Genomic DNA, 22,259 nt, shown 5'->3' on the forward strand with positions numbered 1-22,259 from the left:
CTCAAAAATGCTTGCATTTTTGAGAAGCGTGTCGAACTTGTTCGACGCGCGGAAGGTCCGGTGTGTTCTGCACAAGAACACGCCGGATCTTTTCTTTGCATTTGTCATTTCTGACCGGTTATGGTATACTGTGGCCAGCAGACCCCCATGAGTCCACCAAACAGGAAAGGAGCATTGTCATGAAAGGAACCTCTCGCACCGCCCGGCGTCTGACCGCCTGTGTGCTCACCGGAGCACTGGCGGCCGGCTTTGCCGCCGTCCCCGCCCTGGCCGCTGAACCGGCCTCCCTGGAAATCGGCATTTACTCCACCACCGACATGCACGGCAAGTGCTACGACCTCAACCCCATCGACGGCAAGGAGGTCAAGAACAGCTACCTCAAGGTGGCCACCGCCATGGAGGAGGAGCGCGCCGCCATGGACGGCACCATCCTCATCGACAACGGCGATATCATCCAGGGCAGCTCCATCATCAGCTACAACATGAACATGGAGGGCGGCAAGGACAACCCCATGGCCATCTGCCTGCGCTACATCGGCTATGATGCCTTTGTCCCCGGCAACCACGAGTTCAACTTTGACATGGAGACCCAGCAGATCTTCTACGATATGCTCTCCGACACCAGCTCCAAGTACCCCGGCAAGCCGGTGGACGCCCTGTGCGCCAACTACATCAATGTGGCCACTCAGGAGCCCAACCTCACCCCCTACAAGGTCATGACCTTCGATGTGGGCGGCTCCGAGTTCAAGGTGGGCATCCTGGGCTTTGAGAACGTGAACGTCCCCAACTGGGACCTGCCCACCCACTATGAGGGCTCCGACTTCGTCCACAAGGACAACACCGAGCGCACCTATGCCTACGAGTGGGTCAACTACTGGCAGAAGGAGCTGCGGGAGAAGGAGGACTGCGACTTCGTCATCGTGGCCAGCCACTCCGGCGAGGACAGCGGTCTGGTAGGCGCCGGTGACGGCGACGCCGTAGAGACCGGCAAGACCGATTTCTCCCCCGAGAACCAGGTCCGCCACCTGGTGGAGAACACCACCGGCATCGACATGGTCATCGCCGGCCACAACCACAAGGTGGGCGTCACCGAGATGAAGAACGCCGACGGCCAGACTGTCCCCTGCGTCAACGGCGGCACCTCCACCCTCACCAAGACGCCGGTCACCATCCGCTCCGACGGCACCTTCACCATCGGTGAGAGCGAGAACCTGGACCTCACCACCTATGAGAACGACGCCGGCCTCAAGGCTCTCATGCAGCCCTACTACGACCGGACCCTGCCCTTCATCACTGAGCAGATCGGCACCCTCTCCGGCGACTGGGACGACGAGACCGACCTCTTCCACGTCCAGAGCGACACCATGAACCTGGTCCACGAGGCCCAGCTGTGGGCCACCGGCGCGGACCTGTCCCTGGCCTCTCCCGTGGCCAACAAGGACTTCTGCATCGGCCAGCTCCTGGATGGGAAGGACTCCGCCCCCATCAGCCTGAAGGACTGCTACTCCTTCTATAAGTACGACAACAACCTCATCTACATGATCCAGATGACCGGCAAGCAGATCAAGGACTGGCTGGAGGACTGCACCAAAGACTTCACCGTGGAGGCCGACGGCACCATCACCGGAGGCGGCTTCGGCACCGACCAGCTCTACGGCATGGACTATGACATCTACATGGGCAACCCCGAGGGCAGCCGCGTGGTCAACCTCACCTATCAGGGCAAGCCCGTCACCGACGACCAGACTTTCAAGGTGGCCCTCAACTCCTACCGCCTGTCGGCCAACGCCGCCGGCGATGAGTTCGGCTGGTACGCCACCACCGGCATCACCATGGGCACCGACGCGGTGCTATGGGACGGCTCTGTCTCCGAGGAGTTCGGCTCCATCGGCGGCTCGGTCACCCTGGTCATCGCGGAGTACATCAAGGCCATGACCGCCGAGGGCAAGGACATCACCCCGCCCGAGGCCAAGAGCCACTGGACCCTGAATGCCGGCACTTCTCCCGCCGCCGACACCGTGACCCGTCTCCAGTTCGCCGAGAGCCTCTATCAGGCCATGACCGCCGACGCTGAGACCCTCGCCGCCCCCGCCGACGAGCCCTTCACCGACATCTCGGACAACACTGCCATCCTCTGGCTCTCCGGTCAGAAGGTCATCTCCGGTGACGGCACCGGCAAGTTCAACCCCAACGCCCCCATCACCCGGGAGCAGGCCGCGGTCATGCTGATGAATGCCGCCGCCGCGCTGGACAAGGGTCCCCAGGGCGCCTGGGCCGTTCAGATCCCCTACGCGGACGCTTCCTCCATCTCCCCCTGGGCCAGCGAGGGCGTCATGTGGAACGTGATCCAGAAGTACCTCCCCGTGGGTGCGGACAACCAGTTCGCCCCCCAGGGCACCCTCACCCAGGCAGACGCCGATGCCGCCATCGCCGCCCTGATGGCACAGAAATAATCACAAATCCCATCCCGTTAAAAGAGCTCCCCGCGCCTTTTCGGCGCGGGGAGCTCTTCGCTTATTTACAAACTTATTTCACCGACTGCGCCGCGGCCAGGATGGCCTCGGCGGTCATGCCCTGCTGGCTCTGGAGGGAAAAGGCAAGGCCGTCCCGCACCCAGACCGCCAGAAAGACCGCCGTGCCGTCCCCCTTCAGGGTGACGGGTCCGTCCCCGGTCTCCACGGTATCGGTCCAGGCCCAGGTCTGGAAGTCTCCGCTCACGTCCTCCCCTTCCCCCATGCGGTAGACCAGCACGGTCTCCCCGCTTCCGTCCGTATAGCGCACCTCGGCCAGCACGCCGCCGATGGAGGTATAGGCCGACGGGGTCCAGCCCTCGGGCAGCTCCTCCGGCAGCTGGATCTGGAAGGACACTGCCTTCTGGAGGGCATCCAGATTCTCTGCCGGCTGGACCGGGTTTCCTACGCTCACCCCGGTGGTGGGAGTGGGCGCGGGCGCGGGGGAGGAAATCCCCTGGGTGAGCCCCCAGCTGCCCAGGGCCACCGCCACGGCCAGACAGGCCGCCGCCGCGCTCCAGCGGGGGAGGCGGCTGCGCTGGGGGGCGCGTCTCCCCTCCCGGACCCGCCGGGCCATGTCCTCGGGGACCTGTATGCCGTCAAAGGCCCGCTTATAGCGTTCCATCCGCACCCTCCTTCCAGATCTGACGCAGTTTTTCCCGCCCCCGGTTCAGGAGGGAGCGCACCGTCCCCTCCCGCTTGCCCAGCACCTGGGCGATCTGGGCGGTGGTGTAGTCCTCGTAGTAAAAGAGATGGATGACCTCCCGGTACTTGACCGGCAGGGAACACACCGCCTGGAAGAGGGCCACGCTCTCCTCCGGGATGCCCTGGGCGGGATAGTCCTCCGGCAGGGCCTCATGCCGCCGCCAGGGGGCCTTCAGGCGGTTCTTGCACAGGTTGGCCGCCACCCGCAGGAGCCAGGCCCGCTCGTGGTCTCCGCTTTCAAAGGCGGGGGCCCGGCTGAGCAGCTGCACCAGGGTGTCCTGGAGCACGTCCTCCGCCTCGCTCCGGTCGTGGAGATAGGCGTAGGCCAGATGGAGGATGGCCGCGCCGTGGGCCTCCAGCGCCTGTTCCACTGCCGTATCTTCCATCTTCCTTCCTCCTTTCCAAGGGTTCTTTCCCGGCGGAGCTCTGCTCAGGCCAGGAAGCCTTCCAGGGTCTCCGGGGCAACCCCCTCCGCCCAGGAGAGGGACCAGGTATAGGTGCCGTCATTCCACACGGCCAGAGAGACCGTTCCATCCTCGCCCTTGAGGGTCACGTCCCGGCCGTCCACCGTCCGGGTAGTCTCTTCCGCATAGACCTGATAGTCCCCGCTCACATCCTGTGTGCCCCGGGCCATGCGGCAGGTGAGGCCGTCCTCATAGCGGACCTCCAGAAGCTCCCCGCCGATCACAAAGACCTCCTGGATTTCGCGCCCCTCCAGGCCCTTCCAGTTGGGCAGGGCAAAGCCCACGGCCTCCTCGGCCTCCTCCAGCGTGTCCCAGGCCACCATGGGGTTGGGGAGCTGGGCCTGCTCCTGGGTGAAGGCCAGGGTGTCCTCCCCCTCCTCCACGGTATAGCCCAGCAGGGAGAACATCCCGGCCGGCACATAGGTCACGCCCGCCCAGGCCTCCGGACCGGCGCCGTAGGACTGGGGCGCGGTCATGCCCAGCGCGGTCTGCGAGGCCCGGGCATAGCTGTCCACCCCGTAGGTGAGGTTCATCTTCACCGCCTCGTCCGCCACCAGCACGCCGTTGTCCTCCGGGCACCATGTGACCTCATAGCCCATGGGACCGGCCACCGCCCGGAGGGGGACCATCCACACGCCGTTCTCCTGGTAGGGGGCGGCTCCCCCCAGATCCACCGCCGTCCCCTCCACCGTCACGACAGGGGCGGAGACGGGCGCGGGCGCAATGGGAGCGGCTGCCAGCGCCGCGGGCATCATACTGACCGCACAGGCGGCGGTGAGCATCATCTGATGGTATTTCATATTGACTGCACATCCTTTCCGGCCCATTGGCCGTTCTGTCTGATATACAATCCAGCCGCCCCTTTTGTTGCACGGAAACGGCAATTTCTTTGCTTGCACCCTCCGGGCCCCTGGGGTACAATGGGGCTGTGTCCTCCCATTTTAATGAAAATTTCAGAAAATCTAAATCCCTTTTCTCCCCTGGTACCGTATACTATGAGAGAAGGACAGGGGCGAAAGGAGTGCTGCGGCATGGAGATCACACTGGAACAGGTAGAGCGCCTGCGGGAGAAGAGCGGTCTCTCCTATGAGGAGGCCCGGGACCTGCTGGAGCGCTGCCACGGCGATCTGCTGGACGCCCTCATCGAACTGGAGCGGCAGGGCCGGCTCCGGCCCGGCGGCGGGGGGACCTACTCCACCCGGCCCGGCGCCCATCCCGCCGCCACTCCCACCGCTTCCTACGACCGGGGCCGGACGCGGGAGGAGCGGAACGGCGCCCATAGCGGCGACGCCTTCTGGGAGCAGATCCGGGAGGGACTGCGGGCAGTGGGCGACGTGCTCCGCCCCAGCTCCGTGCTGGAGATCTGGCAGGACGGCCGGCAGCTCACCGCCGTGCCCCTTCTCATCCTGCTTCTGGCGGTGATGTTCGCCTTTTGGATCACCCTGCCCCTGCTGCTCATCGGCCTGGTGGCCGGCTGCCGCTACCGGCTCGCCAGCCCCCATGTGAACCTGGAGGTCCTCAACGGGGCCCTGGGCGCCGTCTCTGACACGGTGGAGGACTGGAAGGAGTCCTTCCGCCGCCGTCCCCCCAAAGACTGATCACCGGTCCGGCCCCGTCCGGACCGAGAAGGAGAATCCATTATGTCCGAACACATCCTGCTGGTGGAAGACGAGGAAAAGCTGGCCCGCATGGTGGAGCTGGAGCTGCGCTATGAGGGGTACGAGGTGGAAAAGGCCTTTGACGGCCGCACCGGCCTGGAGCGGGCCCTCTCCGGCGCCTTTGATCTGATCCTGCTGGACATCATGCTCCCCGCCCTCTCGGGCATGGAGGTCCTGCGCCGCCTGCGCCGGGAGAGCCAGGTCCCCGTTATCATGCTCACCGCCCGGGATACCGTGGTGGATAAGGTCTCCGGGCTGGACTCGGGGGCCGACGACTATATTACCAAGCCCTTTGCCATTGAAGAGCTATTGGCCCGCATCCGCTCCGCCCTGCGCAAGCGCGCCCCCATGCCCACCCGCACCCTGCGCGCGGGCAGTCTGGTGATGGACACCGACCGCCACGCCGTCACCATGCAGGGCACCGCCGTGGAGCTCACCCGGCGGGAGTTTGATCTCCTGCGCTATCTGCTGGAAAACAAGGAGAAGGTGGTCACCCGGGAGTCCCTCCTGGACCACGTGTGGGGCTTTGACTATGTGGGCGAGACCAACGCCGTGGATGTGTACATCCGCTTCCTCCGGGCCAAGCTGGAGGAGCCTTTTGGCGAAAAACTGATCCACACCGTCCGGGGTGTGGGCTATGTGATCCGGGAGACCGGAGGAGGTACCAAATGAAAAAACTCACTGCCATTGTCTATACCAGCCACACTGGCTTTACCAAGCGCTACGCCGGGATGCTGGCCCGGGCCTCGGGCATCCCCGCCTATGACCTTTCCCAGCGGAAGGAGCTCCCCGCCCCCGGCTCGGGCGTGCTCTATCTGGGCTGGCTGTGCGCCGGGCGCATCCAGGGCCTGGCCCAGGCCCGCAAGCGCTGGGAGGTCCAGGCCGTCTGCGCCGTGGGCCTGGCCCCCATGCCCCCTGAGGGTGTGGAGGGACTGGCCGCCGCCCACCGTCTGGGCAGCATTCCCCTCTTCTACCTCCGGGGCGGATACGCCCCCGACCGGGTGCGGGGGATGTATCGGCTCATGATGCAGCCCATGCTCCGCATGACCGCCAAGTCCCAGGAGCCGGAACAGCGGGTCATGCACACCGTTCTGGTCCAGGGGGGCGATTTCACCTCGGAAAAGCTCCTCTCCCCCGTGCTGACCTGGCTGGAGTTTCACACATGATCCGTCGAGAGAGGTGATGGTATGCCCCGATCTCCCCGTGAGACAGCCGCGCCCCTCCAGCGCATCAAGTCCTCCATCGTGCTGCGGCTCAACACCAAACTCTTTTTCCGCCTGCTGGGCATCTATCTGGTCATGGACCTGCTGCTGGCCGCCCTGTGCCTGGGGGGCATGCTCTTCTGGGCCGAGCACCAGTGCGCCGACATTGCCGCATTGGTCGAGGAGCGGGGCGTCCCTTCCGCTGAAGCCGCCGTGTGGATGTCGGCGGGAGACTACACCGTGACCGCCCTGGACCGGCCGCCCCAGGGCCTCTCCTATCCTCTGGTCTCCCCCCTCCCGGGGCTGGAGAATGCCCTCCACACCATTGACCTCCAGGGGACGTCCACCGGCCAGGGGCTCCCCCAGCTCACCCGGGCCACCTATACCGTGGAGCTGCGCAGCAGCCAGGGACAGCCCTACGCCATCCGGCTGGACATCCAGGGCCCGGTGACCGTGATGGGGGTGGCTCTGCGCCTGCTGCTCCTCTTCCAGCTCCTCTCTCTGCTGAGCAATCTCTTCCGCAACGCGGGCACCATCCGCCGCACCCTCAAGCCCATCCAGGAGCTGGCCGCCGCTGCCAACCGGCTGGGCCATCCCGGGGCCATGTCCCCGGAGGAGCTGCGCTCCCTGGCCGGCAAGCTGGATCAGATCAACGCCACCCATCTGGACACCCGCATCTCGGTGCCGGGCACTCAGAAGGAGCTCCAGATCCTGGCCGGGGCCATCAACGCCATGCTGGACCGGATCGACGAGGCCTACCGCTCCCAGATGCGCTTTGTCTCGGACGCCAGCCATGAGCTGCGCACCCCCATCGCGGTCATCCAGGGGTATGCCAACCTCCTCAACCGCTGGGGCAAGGACGACCCCACCACCCGGCAGGAGGCCATCGACGCCATCAAAAGCGAGGCCGACTCTATGAAGGAGCTGGTAGAACAGCTCCTCTTCCTGGCCCGGGGGGACAACGACTCCATGCACATCGAGATGGAGTCCTTTGACCTGACCGAGATCGCCGCCGAGGTTTTCAAGGAGACCGGCATGATCGACCGCAGCCACCGCTTCCAGTCCCGGTGGGGCGGCCCGGTGCCCGTGGTGGCCGACGTGGGCCTCATCAAGCAGGCCCTGCGCATCCTGGTGGACAACGCCATCAAGTATACCCCCGCAGGCGGGGCCATCACCCTGTCGGTCTCCTGCGAGGGGGGCGAGGCCCGCCTCTCCGTGCAGGATGAGGGACAGGGCATCGACGCCGCCTCCCTCCCCCACATCTTCGACCGCTTCTACCGCACCGATGAGTCCCGCACCCGCCAGACCGGCGGCACCGGCCTGGGCCTGGCCATCGCCAAGTGGATCGTGGAGCGCCACGGCGGCTGGTTCGAGGTGGTCTCCTGGGAGGGGGTGGGCACCCGCATGACGGTGGTCCTCCCCGCGCCGGCCGCCCAGACCGGGGAGCCAGTCCAGTCCAGGAGCGCGTGAGCCAAACCGCACACAAATGCGGCCCGGAATCTCTCCTCCGAGATTCCGGGCCGCGCTTTTCTTATTCTATGGGCATCTGCTCTGCCGGGGCGCTCCCCGCCCAGTCCTCCAGCTGGTGGAACCGCCCCCGTGGAAAGACCAGGGTGACCTCGGTCCCCTGCCCCGGCTGGGAGTCCAGCCGGATGGACAGGCCCAGCCGGGCGCACAGCTTCCGGCACAGGTAGAGCCCCAGCCCGGTGGAGCGCTGGGCGGCCCGCCGCCCGTTGGCTCCGGTAAAGCCCTTGTCAAAGACCCGGGGGAGGTCCTCCGCCGGGATGCCGATACCGTTGTCCGCCACGGTGAGGAGCACTGCGTCCCGCTCACACCGACAGGCAAAGCGCAGCACCGGCTGCTCCGAGCGGTACTGCACCGCGTTGGCCAGGAGCTGGCCCAGAATGAACTCCACCCACTTGGGGTCGGTGTACACGGTGGCCTTCCACTCCCCCAGCTCCAGCCGGAAGCCCGCCCGGATGAGGGGCCGGGCATACTGGCGCACCGCCGCCCGGACCGACTCCTCCAGCGCCATGGTGCGCACCCGGTAATCCCGCTCGGCGGTGCCGCTGCGGGCGTAGAAGAGGGCCTGCTCCACATAGCGGTCGATCTGAAAGAGTTCCTCCTCCAATGCGTCGGCCAGGGTCCCCGGGTGGTTCTCCAGCAGCAGACGGGCCGAGGCGATGGGGGTCTTGACCTCGTGAATCCAAGTCTCCACATACTCCCGGTATTCCCGGCTCTCCCGCCGGGCCTGGCCCAGCCGGTCGTTGCCCGCCCGGCCCAGCTCTCCCAGGCGGCGGCACAGGAGCTCCCCCTCCCAGAAGTCGGGCTCGGGCAGGGCGTCGGGCAGAAAGAGCCCGTCCGGCCCCTCTCCGGTCTCCTCCACCGCCCGGTAGAAGCGCCGCCGGCGCAGCCAATCGACCAGCAGCGGCAGAAGAAGGCACACGGCCAGCACCAGCTCCAGAAGGCCGATGGCCCGGCCGTCCACGCCCAGGGCCATTAGCAGTGCCCCGGCAAAGACCATGGACACCGCGCCCCCGGCCAGCTCCCCCGCCCGGTCCCGGACATATTCCATCAGAGACACAGCTGATACCCCTGTCCCCGTCGGGTGGCCAGGACCTCTGAGAGCCCCAGCTCCTCCAGCCGCCGGCGCAGCCGTGCCACGTTCACCGTGAGGGTGTTGTCGTCCACAAAGGCGTCCGACTTCCACAGCGCCTCCATCAGGGCATTGCGGGAGACGATGCGCCCCTCGGCCGCCAGCAGGGTCTGGAGGATGCGGCTCTCATTGCGGGTGAGCTCCACCTCCACCCCGTTCCGGGCGGCCACGCCCCGGCCCAGGTCCAGCGTGAGCCCGCCCCGGCTCACGGCGGGGGGCACGCCGGGACAGGCCCGCTGGAGAAGGCGGGCCATCCGGGCCAGCAAGATCTGTGTATTGTATGGCTTTGTGAGGAAATCGTCCGCCCCCAGGTTCATGCTCATGAGCTCGTCCAGCTCGGTGGCCCGGCTGGTGACCACGATAATGGGCATCTGGGAGCGGCGGCGCACCTCCCGGCAGACGTGGTAGCCGTCATACCGGGGCAGGTTCAGGTCCAGCAGCAGCAGGTCGGCCCCCGAGGCGCACACCTGCCCGGCCACATCCTCAAAGTCGGCGGTGGTCACACACCGGTAGCCGTACCGGCTCAGGAGGGCGGATAGCTCCTGCCGGATGCCCGCCTCGTCCTCCACCAGAAAAATGGTGTGTCCCATGGTCAGTCCCGGCTGCTCAGGAGCAGCTCCTCCACCGAGCAGCCCACATAGTCGGCCTCCTCAAAGGTGGTGAAGGGGCCCACCGAGAAGCGCACCGTCCCCTGGGGATAGGTGCCCAGGGTCTGGTGGGCGGTGGGGGCACAGTGGAGGCCGCAGCGGGTGGAGATGCCGTACTCCTGCTCCAGGCGGAAGGCCATCTCCCCGTTGTCCCCGGTGGTGAAGTCCACCGAGACCACCCCGGTGCGCGCCGTCAGATCGTCGGTGCCCACCACGCGCAATCCGTCCTCCTCCAGCTCCTTGAGCCGGGCCCAGAGATGACAGGCCACCTTGTGCTCCCGCTTCCGCAGCTCCTCCCCCTGCTCCTCCAGATAGGTGAGGGCGGCGTGGAGGCCGTAGATCCCCGGCAGGTTCAATGTGCCCGCCTCAAAGCGGTCGGGCAGGAAGGAGGGCATGGTGAGCTCGTGGGAAACGCTCCCCGTTCCCCCGGCCACCAGGGGGGTGAGCTCCCCGGCCAGGGCGTCGGTCACCACCATGAGGCCGATGCCCTGGGGGCCCAGCAGGGCCTTGTGGCCCGGGAAGGCCAGGCCGTCAATGCCCATCTCCTCCATGTCGATGGGCACCGCCCCCGCGGTCTGGGAGGCGTCCACCAGAAAGCGGATCCCCCGCTCCCGGCAGAGCTTGCCCACCGCCCCGATGGGGAGGATGGTGCCGCAGACATTGGAGGCGTGGGTGAGGACCACCGCCCGGGTCCCCGGGGTCAGATGGGCCGGGACCTCCTCCAGCAGCAGCTCGCCCTTGTCATTGCAGGGGAGGAAGTCCACCTCCACCCCCTCCGCCTGGAGCTGGGTGAGGGGGCGCAGCACCCCGTTGTGCTCCATGGGGGAGGTCACCACCCGGTCCCCGGGCCGCAGCAGGCCCTTGATGAGATAGTTCAGGGAGTGGGTGGAGCCGGGGGTGAAGATCACGTTCCGGGCCCCGGGGCCGTTGACCAGGCGCTTGACCTGCTCCCGGGTCTCCAGGGCCAGGGAGGCCGCGTCGTAGGCGGCGGCATAGTCCCCCCGCCCGATGTTGCACCCCACATTCAGGATATAGTCGGCCATGGCCTCTCCCACGCCGGGGGCCTTGGGGTAAGAAGTGGCTCCGTTGTCCATGTATACACGTCTCATCGTGCTTGTCCCTCCGTTGTTCTCTCAGCCCAGCTCGGTCTCCAGCACCGGGCGCAGGCGGTAATCGTTCTGTTCCATCTGTAACAGCAGCCGCTCCAGCGAAGCAGAGGTGGCGGCGCTGCCGGTCAGCTCCATGCGTACGGTGCTCCGCCGCTTCTCCAGCCGGGAGAGGATGCCCGACACATTCATGGCGCTCGTTCCCTCATAGGGCGAGGCGTCCAGGTTGGCGCTCCACAGGTGCCAGCCCGCCTCCTCCACCGCCCGGCGGGTGGTCTCGTTCCCGTTCTCCAGGCAGACGATGTGGCTGCGGCTCCAGACCAAATCGGCCAGCAGGGCGTTGCCCTCCTCCAGGGCGGCGAGGGTGGTCTCGGCATCGCTGCCGTCCACCAGCAGTCCCACGGCGTGGCCCGCGCCCACCACCCGGCGCACCTGCTCGTCCAATTCAGCCAGCTCCTCCGGCCGGAAGAGGAAGAGGGCCTGCTCCCCCCTGCGCTTCAGGGCCGTAAGAGCCCCGTCCAGCCGGGTATTCTCCCCCTCGCAGCGCACCGCCAGATAGACCCACAGACCCGACGTCTCCTCGGGCACCTCCGGCGTGGGATCGGGGAGGATAGGGGTCGCGGACGGGGTGGGCGTGGGCGTGGCGGTGGGCACCGCGTTCAGGCTCTGGATATACCGGTCATACCGGTCCTGCCGGTAGGACTCCGAGGAGTTGAGCAGCCGCTCGTCGCTGAGGGTGGCATAGCTGTTCTTGATGCGGATGAGGGTCCCCGCCGTCTCGGTGGGGCGGTAGCTGTACTGGAGTCCGAAGAACTGGCACACCCCGTTGGCGGGCACAAAGGTCTTTCCATTGCGGACAATAGCCCGCATCTCCACATACTCGTCATTGGCCAGACAGGTCTGGGCGTTGATGTCGAAGATGAGCGTCCCTTTGAGGCTGAACATGGTCAGGGCGTGGGACTCGGCATCCTTGTACTCAAGGCAGGAGATCCCCAGGTCCACGCCGGTGTTGTTCTTGTTCTTGTCAAAGACGGTGTAGGGCACATAGATGGTCCCCCCCACCGCCACGGGCATATTGGCGGTGGTGAGGCCGTCCTTGTCCAGAAAGCTCTCGTTCACTGCCAGCTGGTAGACCTCAGGCTCCCCGGCGGCGCTGCCCCAGGGCAGGACCAGGAGAATGGCCAGGACCAGCGCGCACAGCGTCATCCGCCGCAGAAGGTTCTTCCGCAAGGGCCGCGCCCCCTTTCTCTGTGGATTCAATCCTTTATATTATAGCATGCCCCCTTTCCCCGGTAAAGGGAAACCGCCCCGCCTGCATCACCTCTTGCATCCCATTCCCCCGCCGTAGTATAATGGGGATACTGCAAGGCGCGGTCCGCTGCGGCGTGCCGCCGTCCGTCCTGGACGGACAACTTTGACTCTCCCATGAAAAGAGGAATGACCCATGGATTACGCAAAGGAATCCCTGAAGCTCCACGCCCAGTGGAAGGGCAAGCTGGAGACCGTCCCCAAGATGGCGGTCGACTCCAAGGAGGCCCTCTCTCTGGCCTACACCCCCGGCGTGGCCCAGCCCTGCCTGGAGATCCAGAAGGACCCCGCCAAGAGCTATGAGCTCACCGGCCGGTGGAACACCGTGGCCGTGGTCACCGACGGCTCCGCCGTACTGGGCCTGGGGGACATCGGCCCCGAGGCCGGTATGCCCGTCATGGAGGGCAAGTGCGTGCTCTTCAAGGCCTTCGGCGATGTGGACGCCATCCCCCTGTGCGTGCGCAGCCAGAATGTGGACGACATCGTGAACACGGTGCGCCTGCTGGCCGGCTCCTTCGGCGGGGTGAACCTGGAGGACATCGCCGCTCCCCGCTGCTTTGAGATCGAGCGCCGCCTGAAGGAGTGCTGCGACATTCCCATCTTCCACGACGACCAGCACGGCACCGCCGTCATCACCCTGGCCGGACTGGTCAACGCCCTCAAGGTGGTGGGCAAGAAGATGGAGGAAGTCCGCATCGTGGTCAACGGCGCGGGCGCCGCCGCCATCGCCATCACCAAGCTCCTCCTCTCCGCCGGGGCCAAGAACATCATCCTGTGCGACCGCACCGGCGCGGTCTACGCCGGCCGGGAGAAGGGCATGAACTGGGTCAAGGAGGAGATCGCCCAGGTCACCAACCTGGAGAAGAAGAGCGGCTCCCTGGCCGACGTGCTGGCCGGTGCCGACGTGTTCATCGGCGTCTCCGCCCCCGGCGTCCTCACCGGCGACATGGTGCGCACCATGGCCAAGGACCCCATCCTCTTCGCCTGCGCCAACCCCACCCCCGAGATCTTCCCGGAGGAGGCCAAGGCCGCCGGCGCCGCCGTCATGGCCACCGGCCGGAGCGACTACCCCAACCAGATCAACAACGTCCTGGCCTTCCCCGGCATCTTCCGGGGCGCCTTCGACGTGCGGGCCAGCGACATCAACGATGCCATGAAGGTGGCCGCCGCCAAGGCCCTTGCCTCCCTCATCAGCGAGGACGAGCTCTCCCCCGAGTATATCATCCCCGCCGCCTTTGACCCCCGCGTAAAGGACGCGGTGGCCAAGGCCGTGGCCGAGGCCGCCCGTCAGTCCGGCGTGGCCCGGATCTGATCGCTCCTCCGACACCACAGCGCAAAATTCCTCCGGTGCCAACGCGCCGGAGGAATTTTTTTGTCCCCTTGAAACTTTGTCCTTTTTTGCGGGAACTTTTTCTCCCGCCCTCTCGTCCAATTTCATGCAGCCGGGATTCCGGCGCAAATTCGATTTCATCTTGTATTTTTAAAAGGAGTTATGACACATATGAATCACCGCTTTTCCTCTCTGGCCCTGGCCGGCCTCCTCACCGCCGGTCTTCTGACCGGCTGCGGCGCTTCCACGCCCCCCTCCACGCCCTCGCCCGATCCCTCCGCGCCGGTGGTCTCGGAGACCCCCACGCCTCTTCCCAGTGAGAGCCTCCTCCCCTCGGAGACCCCCGCGCCCGAGGCCACTCCCTCCGCCGCGCCGGAGAGCTCCTCCGCCCCCAGCACTGCACCCTCCTCCAAGCCTAGCGCGCAGCCCACGGCCAAACCTACCGCCAAGCCCACGGCGAAGCCGACGGCCAAGCCCACCCCCACTCCGGCCCCCACGCCCACGCCCGCTCCCGCCACCTCCGCGGTGGACTCTGTGTGGAATGAGATCGCCAAGAGCTCCGATCTCCCCTCCCTCAGCGACGTGGATGCCGCCACGCTGGAGGCGGTCTACGGCATCTCCTCCGACGATCTGGTGGACTATGTCTGCAAGATCCCCCTCATCAATGTGACGGCCACCGAGTACTTCATCGCCGAGGTCAAGGACGGCAAGATGGACAGCGTGAAGGCCTCTCTGGAGGCCCGCCAGGACGCCCTGGACCAGCAGTGGAGCCAGTACCTCCCCGAGCAGTATGAGCTGGTGAAGAACTACCAGCTGGTGACCAATGGCAACTACGTCCTCTTCGTGGTGAGCGAGTACGCCGACGAGGCGGTTTCTGCCTTCAACACCTATACAAAGTAAGAAATATCGGGTATACTAAGCAGGCGTCCGGCGGCGGCCGTGCCCCGGACGTCTGTTATTTTTCCTTTGGAAGGTGATTGTGCTTGGTCTTTTCCAGCCTGTATTTTCTCTTTTTGTACCTGCCAGTGGTCCTTCTGGCCTACTATGTGACGCCTCTGAAATGGCGCAACGCCGTACTCCTCCTCTTCAACCTGATCTTCTACGGCTGGGGGGAGCCCAAGTACATCCTCATCATGTTTGCCTCCATCGCCATCGACTACACCCATGGCATGCTGGTCACCCGGTGCAAGGCCAAGGGCAATGACCGGGGCGCCCGGATGGCGGTGGCCTCCTCGGTGATCTTCAATCTGGCCCTGCTCTTCTTCTTCAAGTACTGGGACTTCCTGGCCCAGTCCCTGGCGGCTGTGGGCCTGCCCATCATGCCGGTGCTGAACATCCGCCTGCCCATCGGCATCTCCTTCTATACCTTCCAGACCATGAGCTACACCATCGACGTCTACCGGGGGGATGCCCGGTGCCAGCGCAATGTCATCACCTTCGGCACCTTCGTCACCCTCTTCCCCCAGCTCATCGCCGGTCCCATCATCAAGTACAAGGACCTGGACGACCAGCTGGAGCACCGCACCCACTCCCCGGAGCAGTTTGCCTCCGGCGTGCAGGTCTTCGTGGTGGGTCTGGCCAAGAAGGTGCTGCTGGCCAACAACCTGGGCATGCTCTGGGACGCCTACAAGGCCATGCCCGTGAGCGAGCTGACCACGGCGGGGGCCTGGCTGGGCATCGTGGCCTTCTCCCTCCAGCTCTACTTTGACTTCTCGGGCTACTCCGACATGGCCATTGGCCTGGGCCGGATGCTGGGCTTTGAGTTTATCCCCAACTTCAACTACCCCTATATCTCCAAGTCCATCACCGAGTTCTGGCGGCGGTGGCACATGTCTCTGGGCACCTGGTTCCGGGAGTACCTCTACATCCCCCTGGGCGGCAACCGGGTGAGCAAGCCCCGGCTCCTCTTCAACCTCCTGGTGGTGTGGGCCGCCACCGGCATCTGGCACGGAGCCAGCTGGAACTTCCTGATCTGGGGCCTCTACTTCGCCGTGCTGCTGATCGTGGAGAAGTTCTTCCTGCTCCAGTATCTCAAGCGCCTGCCCGCCGCCCTTCAGCACCTCTACGCCCTCTTCTTCGTACTGGTGAGCTGGGCCATCTTCGCTGTGGAGGACTTCTCCCACATGGGGGCCTACCTGGGCGCCATGTTCGGCATGGCCCAGGGCGGTCTGGCTGACCCCGCCTTCGGCTACTACCTGCGCTCCTACGGCCTGACCCTGCTGGTGGGGTGCGTGGCCTCCCTGCCCCTGGGGGCGGGTCTGTGGCGCCGCCTCCGGGAGCGGCCCCGGCTGGTCCTCCTCCCCATTCTGGTGCTGGCCGGTCTCCTCTTCTCCACCGCCTATCTGGTGGATGCCACCTATAACCCCTTCCTCTATTTCCGTTTCTAATAGGAGGTATGTTTGTATGAGCAAGCGTTACTGTATCTTCCTCTCGGCTCTGTTCTGCGCCTTCCTGGCGGTCTTTCTGGTGGCGGGCGCGGTGAGCCCCGACCAGTCCTTCTCCCAGCTGGAGAACCGCACCCTTCAGCAGCTCCCCACCCCCACGGTGGAGACCGTGCTCAACGGCAAGTTCATGTCCGACTTTGAGACCTACACCACCGACCAGTTCCCCGGCCGGGACGCCTGGGTGGACCTGAAGGCCCGCACCGAGAAGGCCATGGGCAAGCAGGAGAACAACAGCGTGTACTTCTGCAAGGAGGACACCCTCATCACCCGCTTTGACACCCCGGACGCCCAGAACGTGGCCAACAACCTGAGCTATGTGGACCAGTTTGCCCAGAAGGCGGGCGTGCCCGTCTACTTCTCCCTCATTCCCGGCGCGGCGGAGATCTGGTCCGACCGCCTGCCCGAGGGCGCGCCCAACGCCAGTCAGAAGGCCGTCATCGACCAGGCCGCCTCCACGCTGAAGAACGCCCTGGTCTATGACACCTACTCTGTTATGGACGCCCACAGCGACGAGGACATCTACTACCGCACCGACCACCACTGGACAAGCCTGGGCGCCTACTACGGCTATACCGCCCTCATGGACGCCCTGGGGATGGAGGCCGTGCCCCTCTCCAACTACACCAAGACCACCGTGTCCGACTCCTTCTACGGCACCATCTTCTCCTCCTCCGGCGTGCGCTGGGTCCGCCCCGACTGCATCGACACCTACGTGCCCGCCGACGGCATCACCGTCACCTCCCACACCTATGACAACAAGGGCAACCCGGTGGAGGAGGAGCGTCCCCTCTACGACACCTCCTTCCTGAGCGTCAAGGACAAGTACTCCATGTTCCTGGGCGGCAACCAGCCCCTGGCCGTGGTGCGCACTCCCCACACCGACGCCCCCAAGCTCCTCATCGTGCGGGATTCCTACACCGACAGCCTGGTCCCCTTCCTAACCGCCCACTTCTCGGAGATCCATCTGGTGGACCCCCGCTACTACAAGCTCTCGGTGGCAGACTACATCCAGGAGAACGGCATCGACGAGGCCCTGGTCCTCTACAGCGTCTCCAACTTCGTCACCGATAAGAACCTGGTCTGGCTGGCCAAATAAACACCCAATCAAAAAGCGCATGTCCCTACCGGGACATGCGCTTTTTCTTACGGTCAGGCCAGTTCGGCCAGTTTGGCGGCATAGGCCTCATAGTCGGCCTGCCAGTCGGCATCCTCCGACTCGGCGAAGAGGTCCGGATAGCGCCGGTTCATCAGGTAGGCGAAATAGTCGGTGAACTTCACCGCGCCCCCGCCGTTCAGATGGCGCTGGTCATAGAAGTCGTCCAGCGTCAGCCCCATCTCCTGGTAGCTGTTGTTGAAGTCGTCAAAGGGCACTCCCCGCTCGGCGGCGATGCGCGCCACCTCCTCCATGCGCAGGCGCTGGGTCTCCTCCAGCGCGGTGTTGGAGGGGGCTTTGATGAGCCACAGGTCGATCCCCCGGGACTGGCACAGGTCGATGATCCGGTTGAGCCAGTAGACATTCTTCTCGCTCAAGTTCCCGCTCTCCCCCTCCTCGGGCGGGATGGTCTCGGGCCGGACGGCCTGTCCGGGGAGGAGCACATAGCCCTTGTAGGGGTCGTGGAGGTCCTCCTTCCGGGTGTGGTAGTCCTCCTCCTCCAGCTCATCCCAGCGGCCGTGGTACATCATGAAGTTCCACAGCAGAGGGGCCCGCTCCCCCTTGGGGGCGGATACCTTGGCCAGGGCCACCTTGTCCAGGGAGAAGCGCAGGTCGTCCATATAGGAGAAGTTCACCCCGTTGTCGTGGTACTCCGTGTTGTTGCCCATCATGTTGCACTCCACCACCACCAGCTGGGGGGACTGGTACTTGAGGGCCTCCTTCAGATAGGTATAGGTGGCCCACATGGGCTGGAGCTGGGTAGCAAAGACATAGCTCTTCACCCCGGTCTCGTGCCACAGCTCCAGGGGCGAGAGGGAGGCGTAGATGTGGGAGGAGCCGAAGAACATGGCGGTGAACTCCCCCCGGGGCTCGTTGTAGAACCCGCCGATCTTGTTGGTCATGTCCCAGGGTCCCTCCAGGGACTTGCGGGCAAAGATCCAGGTGATCGGCCCCGCCGTCAGCACCAGCAGCAGGAAGAGGGCCAGGCCGCTGAGCAGGAATTTTTTCGTGGATGACAAGGCGCACTCCTCCTTAGAACTGGAAGTAGATGAACTGGGACGCGGAGAAGCCCGGCCCATAGATGCCGAAGATCAGGATCACATACACCGCCAGCAGGTAGCACACCCACCGCACAGGCAGGGGCAGGCGCACCAGCCCGCGCCGCAGCTCCACCCCCGCGTTGTTGCACAGGTCCACCGCCATGAGGACCAGGATGGAGAGGAACATGAGGCGCAGCTCGGCTCCCTCCAGTCCCAGGGTGAAGCCCTCGCCCACCGCGGCGCCGCCCGCCAGAAGGACGCGGAGCATGTCCACCGCCGTGGAGAAGGAGGGCGCCCGGAAGAAGAGCCAGGCAAAGTCGATGAGCACAAAGGTGATCCCCACCCGGAGGACCTGCCAGAGCCGTCCGGAGCGGTCGATCTTGAATGCGGCGCACAGCCGCTCCCGGGCGGGACGGAGGATCTCCCCCACCACCTGGTAGACTCCGTTGAGGCCGCCCCACACCACATAGTTCCAGCTGGCCCCGTGCCACAGGCCGGAGGCCAGGAAGGTGACCAGGTTGTTGAAATACTTGCGTCTCTTTCCCTTCCGGTTGCCCCCCAGGGGGATGTAGAGGTAGTCCCGGAACCAGGTGGACAGGGAGATGTGCCACCGCCGCCAGAACTCCCCGCAGGATTTGGAGAGATAGGGCTGGCGGAAGTTCTCCATCAGGGAGAAGCCCATCACCTTGGCCGCGCCGATGGCGATGTTGGAGTACCCCCCGAAGTCACAGTAGATCTGGAAGGCGAAGAGCACCGTGCCCAGCACGATGGCCCAGGCCGGCATCTCCTGGTAGTGGTCAAAGATCTGGTCCACCACGATGGAGACCCGGTCGGCCACCACCATCTTCTGAAAGAGGCCCCACAGCATGAGGAGGAGCCCGTCCCGGGCCCGGAGGGGATCAAAGGTGTGCTCCTCATGGACCTGGTGGAGCAGGTTCTTGGAGCGCTCGATGGGTCCGGCCACCAGCTGGGGGAAGAAGGAGACGAAGAGGGCGTAGCGGAAGAAATTCTTCTCGGCCTCCACCTCGCCCCGGTACACGTCCATGGTGTAGCTCAGGGCCTGGAAGGTATAGAAGGAGATGCCCACGGGCAGGATCACATCAAAGACCGGCTTGTGCAGGGCGATCCCGCCCAGGGCGAAGAGGGCCTCCACATTGTCCCAGAAGAAGCCCCAGTATTTGAAGAAGAAGAGGATGGCCAGGTTGGAGAGAAAGCTCAGGGCCACCCACAGCCGGCGCAATCGCCGGCGCTTTTCCCCGTCCTCCACCTGCCCAGCCCGCTGGAGGAGCAGTCCGCTCACAAAGGTGATGCCGGTGGACAGGGCCATGAGCAGGGCGTACCGGGGGTTCCAGCACATATAGAAATAGTAGCTGGCCGCCAGAAGCCACACCCAGCGCACCCGGTGGGGCAGCAGGAAGTAGGCCAGGGTGACTATGGGGAAAAAGATGAGGAAATCCAGGGAGTTGAAAAGCATGGGTTCCTTCCTCCAGTCGCGCTTGGTGGGGTCGAAAGACCCGCAGTTTTTTTATTATATCACAGCTCCCCGCATAAATCATCTCCTTTCTGGGGTGCCGCCCCTTCTGCCCCCTTGCCTCCCCATGGGAAAGATGCTAAAATGAATTGTTATCCCAGATTTCAGCTTTGTGAGGTGATTCCGCCATGACCCGCGCGGAAGCTTTTGAATTTCTCGACCGGACCGCAAGAGGCATCGCGGAAATGTTCGGCTCTTCCTGTGAGACCCTGGTCCACGATATGGGAGACCCCAAGCATCCCATCCTCTCCATCTACAACGGCCATGTGTCGGGGCGCACGGTGGGCTCCACCATGGACATCCTGGGCACCGCCAAGGAGCTGGACATGACCGCCCTGACCACCGACTTCGTCAACCTCTACGCCACCACCCCCTCGGGCCAGCAGATCAAGAGCAGTACCTTCCACATCATCCAGGAGGGGAAGGACGGCTATAACCTGGCCCTGGGCATCAACTTTGACTACACCTCCCTGGTGTACGCCAACCGCATCCTGGTGGACCTGATGAATGCCGAGGCCGATCTCCAGAGCGCCATGTGGCAGGGCGGGGACAGCCGCCTGGCCGACATCTTTGACGAGTGCATCGCCGCCGTGGGGAAGCCGGTCTCTTCCCTGACCAAAAAGGACCGCATGAAGGTCATCGCCCTGCTGGATCAGAAGAACGCCTTCTCCTTCCGCAAGTCGGTGCCCTTTGTATCCAAGCGGCTCCAGGTCTCCCGCTATACTGTGTACAAATACCTGGGAGAGCTGGCCGAGCAGGGCGGCGGCGACGCCGACGAGCCCGGTGAGCTCTGACCCATCTGCAAGGAGGAATTTACCATGTACGAGGAACAGATCCACGCCTATTTTGACGACCCCAAGGCCCGTGAGACCCTCATCGCGGCCATCTCCCGCCTGGTGGCGGTCAAGAGCGTCCGGGGCGATGCCCAGCCCGGCATGCCCTACGGCCCCGGCCCCGCCGCCGCTCTGGCCGAGGGCCTGAAGCTGGCCGGCGAGTGGGGTTTTCACACCGAGAACCATGAGAACCAGGTGGGCACCGCCGACCTGAACGACAAGGAGACCCGCCTGCACATCCTGGGCCACCTGGACGTGGTGGGCGAGGGCAAGGGCTGGTCCACCGACCCCTACACCTGTGTGGAAAAGGACGGCATGCTCTACGGCCGCGGCGTCTCCGACGACAAGGGCCCCGTGGTCTGCGCTCTGATGGCCATGAAGGCCATCCGGGAGCTGGGCCTCCCCCTCTCGGCCAACGTGCGCCTGCTCATGGGCACCGATGAGGAGAGCGGCTCGGGCGACATCGCCTACTACTACTCCAAGCACTCCTTCGCCCCCTACGCCTTCACCCCTGACGCCGACTTCCCGGTCATCCACATCGAGAAGGGCCACTACCACCCCTCCTTCGGCAAGCGCTGGGCCGCGGAGACCGCTCTGCCCCGGGTGACCGGCCTGAAGGGCGGCTTCCGCACCAACGTGGTGCCCCCCGAGGCCGAGTGCGTGGTCTCCGGTCTCACCCCCGCTCAGGTGGAGGAGGCGGCCGGAGCGGTGGCCGCTGCCACCCACACCCCCTTCACCGTCACCGCCGAGGGAGAGTCCGTGCGCATCCACTGCGCCGGTCAGAACGCCCACGCCGCCTCCCCCGATGACGGGCGCAACGCCATCTCGGGCCTCCTGGAGCTGCTGGCGCGCCTCCCCCTGGCCGAGTGCGAGAGCACCCAGGCCCTCCGGTCCATGCACACCCTCTTCCCCTTCGGCGACACCCGCGGCAAGGCCCTGGGCATCGCCAAGGAGGACGCCGAGTCCGGCCCCCTCACCCTGAATCTGGCTCTCATGGAGCTGGACGGGGAGGGCTTCTCCGCCAAGTTCGACGTGCGCTACCCGGTCTCCTCCAACGAGGACAACTGCAAGAAGGCCTGTGAGGAAAGCCTGGCGCGCCACGGCATCGCGGTCACCGCCGACCCGGACATGACCAGCGTCCACTGCGTCCCCGCCGACTCCAAGCTGGTGACCACCCTGATGGAGAGCTATCAGACCTTCTCCGGGGACACCCAGTCCAAGCCCCTGGCCATCGGCGGCGGCACCTATGTCCACGACATCCCTGGCGGCGTGGCCTTCGGCTGCGTCTTCCCCGGCTTTGATCCCAAGATGCACGCCCCCGACGAGCAGGCCAATGTGGAGCAGCTCCTGTGCGCCTGCAAGATCTTTACCCACGCCATCGTGGAGCTGTGTAAGTAAATAGCTCCCTTCTCCGCGCCCTGTCCGCTCTCGGATGGGGCGCGGTTTTTTTGCCGGGAGCGGCGCCTGTTCGGCGGGAACGCCCCTTTCTTCGCGAAGAAAGGGGCGGAAAGAAGGCCCGGGGGAAGACTCCCCCGGCCCCCTCCCATTTTTCCTGGCAAAGACCAGAACACCGGGTGGCCGGGGGGCATGGCCTGGCGGTATCCACACCCGGGAGGTCCCGGTTGCGTGGGGCCCCGAGTCACCCCCACGCCTCAATTCCGGGCAGCTGCCG

20 protein-coding genes are annotated in these 22,259 nt (G+C 65.2%); 11 read left to right on the forward strand and 9 right to left on the reverse strand.

Translation table 11 applies throughout. The annotated features are described in order from the left end of the window. Positions 1-179 precede the first annotated feature (179 nt). A complete protein-coding gene (locus GPK94_RS06795; RefSeq protein ID WP_215655280.1) occupies positions 180-2,453 on the forward strand; it encodes a 5'-nucleotidase C-terminal domain-containing protein in 2,274 nt (757 codons plus the stop codon). Positions 2,454-2,526: 73 nt separating this feature from the next. Here GPK94_RS06795 and GPK94_RS06800 read toward each other — a convergent pair whose 3' ends face one another. Genes GPK94_RS06800 through GPK94_RS06810 form a run of 3 tightly spaced genes read right to left on the reverse strand, consistent with a single transcriptional unit; the run spans position 2,527 to position 4,479 of the window. Next, entirely contained in the window at positions 2,527-3,135 is a 609-nt protein-coding gene (locus tag GPK94_RS06800) for a hypothetical protein (protein ID WP_215655282.1), read from the reverse strand. Then, entirely contained in the window at positions 3,122-3,601 is a 480-nt protein-coding gene (locus GPK94_RS06805; RefSeq protein ID WP_193537236.1) for a sigma-70 family RNA polymerase sigma factor, read from the reverse strand. Before GPK94_RS06805 ends, GPK94_RS06800 begins: the two co-directional genes overlap by 14 nt. A gap of 44 nt (positions 3,602-3,645) precedes the next feature. Further along, entirely contained in the window at positions 3,646-4,479 is an 834-nt protein-coding gene (locus GPK94_RS06810) for a stalk domain-containing protein (RefSeq protein WP_215655284.1), read from the reverse strand. A gap of 231 nt (positions 4,480-4,710) precedes the next feature. Here GPK94_RS06810 and GPK94_RS06815 point away from each other — a divergent pair, with 231 nt between their 5' ends. From GPK94_RS06815 to GPK94_RS06830, 4 genes are read left to right on the forward strand one after another with little or no spacing between them, the layout of a single operon-like run. Beyond that, positions 4,711-5,277 (forward strand): ubiquitin, encoded by a 567-nt coding sequence (locus tag GPK94_RS06815; RefSeq protein ID WP_215655286.1) that lies wholly within the window; start codon positions 4,711-4,713, stop codon positions 5,275-5,277. A gap of 42 nt (positions 5,278-5,319) precedes the next feature. Next, positions 5,320-6,009 (forward strand): response regulator transcription factor, encoded by a 690-nt coding sequence (locus tag GPK94_RS06820; protein ID WP_101691839.1) that lies wholly within the window; start codon positions 5,320-5,322, stop codon positions 6,007-6,009. Continuing rightward, the gene (locus GPK94_RS06825; RefSeq protein WP_215655288.1) at positions 6,006-6,503 is read left to right on the forward strand and encodes a hypothetical protein; all 498 of its coding nucleotides are present in this window, start codon (positions 6,006-6,008) and stop codon (positions 6,501-6,503) included. Before GPK94_RS06820 ends, GPK94_RS06825 begins: the two co-directional genes overlap by 4 nt. A gap of 21 nt (positions 6,504-6,524) precedes the next feature. Further along, positions 6,525-8,009 carry a HAMP domain-containing sensor histidine kinase gene (locus GPK94_RS06830; protein WP_101691837.1) on the forward strand — a complete coding sequence of 495 codons (1,485 nt, stop codon included), beginning with the start codon at positions 6,525-6,527 and terminating at the stop codon, positions 8,007-8,009. A 61-nt stretch (positions 8,010-8,070) separates the two neighbouring features. Here GPK94_RS06830 and GPK94_RS06835 read toward each other — a convergent pair whose 3' ends face one another. The 4 genes from GPK94_RS06835 to GPK94_RS06850 are packed head-to-tail and all read right to left on the reverse strand — an operon-like array spanning position 8,071 to position 12,178. After that, complete coding sequence (locus tag GPK94_RS06835; RefSeq protein ID WP_252192541.1) at positions 8,071-9,114, reverse strand: sensor histidine kinase; 1,044 nt, start codon at positions 9,112-9,114, stop codon at positions 8,071-8,073. Next, positions 9,114-9,785 (reverse strand): response regulator transcription factor, encoded by a 672-nt coding sequence (locus GPK94_RS06840; RefSeq protein WP_195279616.1) that lies wholly within the window; start codon positions 9,783-9,785, stop codon positions 9,114-9,116. The genes GPK94_RS06835 and GPK94_RS06840 overlap by 1 nt, the downstream gene beginning before the upstream one ends. A 2-nt stretch (positions 9,786-9,787) precedes the next feature. After that, positions 9,788-10,951: an aminotransferase class V-fold PLP-dependent enzyme gene (locus tag GPK94_RS06845; RefSeq protein WP_195279617.1), complete on the reverse strand. Its 1,164-nt coding sequence runs from the start codon at positions 10,949-10,951 to the stop codon at positions 9,788-9,790. A gap of 24 nt (positions 10,952-10,975) precedes the next feature. After that, positions 10,976-12,178, reverse strand: a complete 1,203-nt coding sequence (locus tag GPK94_RS06850) for a hypothetical protein (protein WP_215655292.1) — start codon at positions 12,176-12,178, stop codon at positions 10,976-10,978. Between the two features lie 214 nt (positions 12,179-12,392). On the opposite strand from GPK94_RS06850, the gene GPK94_RS06855 reads away from it, so the two are divergent. The 4 genes from GPK94_RS06855 to GPK94_RS06870 all read left to right on the forward strand — a co-directional run bounded on the left by GPK94_RS06855 (position 12,393) and on the right by GPK94_RS06870 (position 17,126). Beyond that, positions 12,393-13,568 (forward strand): malic enzyme-like NAD(P)-binding protein, encoded by a 1,176-nt coding sequence (locus GPK94_RS06855; protein ID WP_193537220.1) that lies wholly within the window; start codon positions 12,393-12,395, stop codon positions 13,566-13,568. Positions 13,569-13,757: 189 nt separating this feature from the next. After that, complete coding sequence (locus GPK94_RS06860; protein WP_215655294.1) at positions 13,758-14,486, forward strand: DUF4358 domain-containing protein; 729 nt, start codon at positions 13,758-13,760, stop codon at positions 14,484-14,486. An 83-nt stretch (positions 14,487-14,569) separates the two neighbouring features. After that, the gene (locus GPK94_RS06865) at positions 14,570-15,973 is read left to right on the forward strand and encodes an MBOAT family O-acyltransferase (protein ID WP_215655296.1); all 1,404 of its coding nucleotides are present in this window, start codon (positions 14,570-14,572) and stop codon (positions 15,971-15,973) included. Between the two features lie 16 nt (positions 15,974-15,989). After that, complete coding sequence (locus GPK94_RS06870; RefSeq protein ID WP_101691827.1) at positions 15,990-17,126, forward strand: DHHW family protein; 1,137 nt, start codon at positions 15,990-15,992, stop codon at positions 17,124-17,126. 53 nt (positions 17,127-17,179) lie between these two features. On the opposite strand, the gene GPK94_RS06875 is transcribed toward GPK94_RS06870, so the two are convergent. Together GPK94_RS06875 and GPK94_RS06880 are read right to left on the reverse strand one after the other, a co-directional pair. Then, positions 17,180-18,202 carry a hypothetical protein gene (locus GPK94_RS06875; protein ID WP_215655298.1) on the reverse strand — a complete coding sequence of 341 codons (1,023 nt, stop codon included), beginning with the start codon at positions 18,200-18,202 and terminating at the stop codon, positions 17,180-17,182. Between the two features lie 13 nt (positions 18,203-18,215). Beyond that, positions 18,216-19,697 (reverse strand): MBOAT family O-acyltransferase, encoded by a 1,482-nt coding sequence (locus GPK94_RS06880; RefSeq protein ID WP_215655300.1) that lies wholly within the window; start codon positions 19,695-19,697, stop codon positions 18,216-18,218. 185 nt (positions 19,698-19,882) lie between these two features. On the opposite strand from GPK94_RS06880, the gene GPK94_RS06885 reads away from it, so the two are divergent. After that, entirely contained in the window at positions 19,883-20,548 is a 666-nt protein-coding gene (locus GPK94_RS06885) for a helix-turn-helix transcriptional regulator (RefSeq protein WP_193537211.1), read from the forward strand. 24 nt (positions 20,549-20,572) lie between these two features. Then, complete coding sequence (locus tag GPK94_RS06890) at positions 20,573-21,985, forward strand: Sapep family Mn(2+)-dependent dipeptidase (RefSeq protein ID WP_215655302.1); 1,413 nt, start codon at positions 20,573-20,575, stop codon at positions 21,983-21,985. Positions 21,986-22,259 lie beyond the last annotated feature (274 nt).

Origin of the sequence: Pseudoflavonifractor sp. MCC625 (assembly GCF_018784545.1) — a bacterium.
Taxonomy (GTDB): Bacteria; Bacillota; Clostridia; order Oscillospirales; family Oscillospiraceae; genus Pseudoflavonifractor_A; species Pseudoflavonifractor_A gallinarum.

Excerpts from the sequence above, each read along its gene's own strand:
- GPK94_RS06830 (WP_101691837.1), top strand. The coding sequence starts at position 6,525 with ATGCCCCGATCTCCCCGTGAGACAGCCGCGCCCCTCCAGCGCATCAAG.
- GPK94_RS06885 (WP_193537211.1), top strand. The coding sequence starts at position 19,883 with ATGACCCGCGCGGAAGCTTTTGAATTTCTCGACCGGACCGCAAGAGGC.
- GPK94_RS06840 (WP_195279616.1), bottom strand. The coding sequence starts at position 9,785 with ATGGGACACACCATTTTTCTGGTGGAGGACGAGGCGGGCATCCGGCAG.
- GPK94_RS06815 (WP_215655286.1), top strand. The coding sequence starts at position 4,711 with ATGGAGATCACACTGGAACAGGTAGAGCGCCTGCGGGAGAAGAGCGGT.
- GPK94_RS06845 (WP_195279617.1), bottom strand. The coding sequence starts at position 10,951 with ATGAGACGTGTATACATGGACAACGGAGCCACTTCTTACCCCAAGGCC.
- GPK94_RS06835 (WP_252192541.1), bottom strand. The coding sequence starts at position 9,114 with ATGGAATATGTCCGGGACCGGGCGGGGGAGCTGGCCGGGGGCGCGGTG.
- GPK94_RS06825 (WP_215655288.1), top strand. The coding sequence starts at position 6,006 with ATGAAAAAACTCACTGCCATTGTCTATACCAGCCACACTGGCTTTACC.
- GPK94_RS06820 (WP_101691839.1), top strand. The coding sequence starts at position 5,320 with ATGTCCGAACACATCCTGCTGGTGGAAGACGAGGAAAAGCTGGCCCGC.
- GPK94_RS06855 (WP_193537220.1), top strand. The coding sequence starts at position 12,393 with ATGGATTACGCAAAGGAATCCCTGAAGCTCCACGCCCAGTGGAAGGGC.
- GPK94_RS06880 (WP_215655300.1), bottom strand. The coding sequence starts at position 19,697 with ATGCTTTTCAACTCCCTGGATTTCCTCATCTTTTTCCCCATAGTCACC.
- GPK94_RS06805 (WP_193537236.1), bottom strand. The coding sequence starts at position 3,601 with ATGGAAGATACGGCAGTGGAACAGGCGCTGGAGGCCCACGGCGCGGCC.
- GPK94_RS06810 (WP_215655284.1), bottom strand. The coding sequence starts at position 4,479 with ATGAAATACCATCAGATGATGCTCACCGCCGCCTGTGCGGTCAGTATG.
- GPK94_RS06860 (WP_215655294.1), top strand. The coding sequence starts at position 13,758 with ATGAATCACCGCTTTTCCTCTCTGGCCCTGGCCGGCCTCCTCACCGCC.
- GPK94_RS06795 (WP_215655280.1), top strand. The coding sequence starts at position 180 with ATGAAAGGAACCTCTCGCACCGCCCGGCGTCTGACCGCCTGTGTGCTC.
- GPK94_RS06890 (WP_215655302.1), top strand. The coding sequence starts at position 20,573 with ATGTACGAGGAACAGATCCACGCCTATTTTGACGACCCCAAGGCCCGT.
- GPK94_RS06870 (WP_101691827.1), top strand. The coding sequence starts at position 15,990 with ATGAGCAAGCGTTACTGTATCTTCCTCTCGGCTCTGTTCTGCGCCTTC.
- GPK94_RS06800 (WP_215655282.1), bottom strand. The coding sequence starts at position 3,135 with ATGGAACGCTATAAGCGGGCCTTTGACGGCATACAGGTCCCCGAGGAC.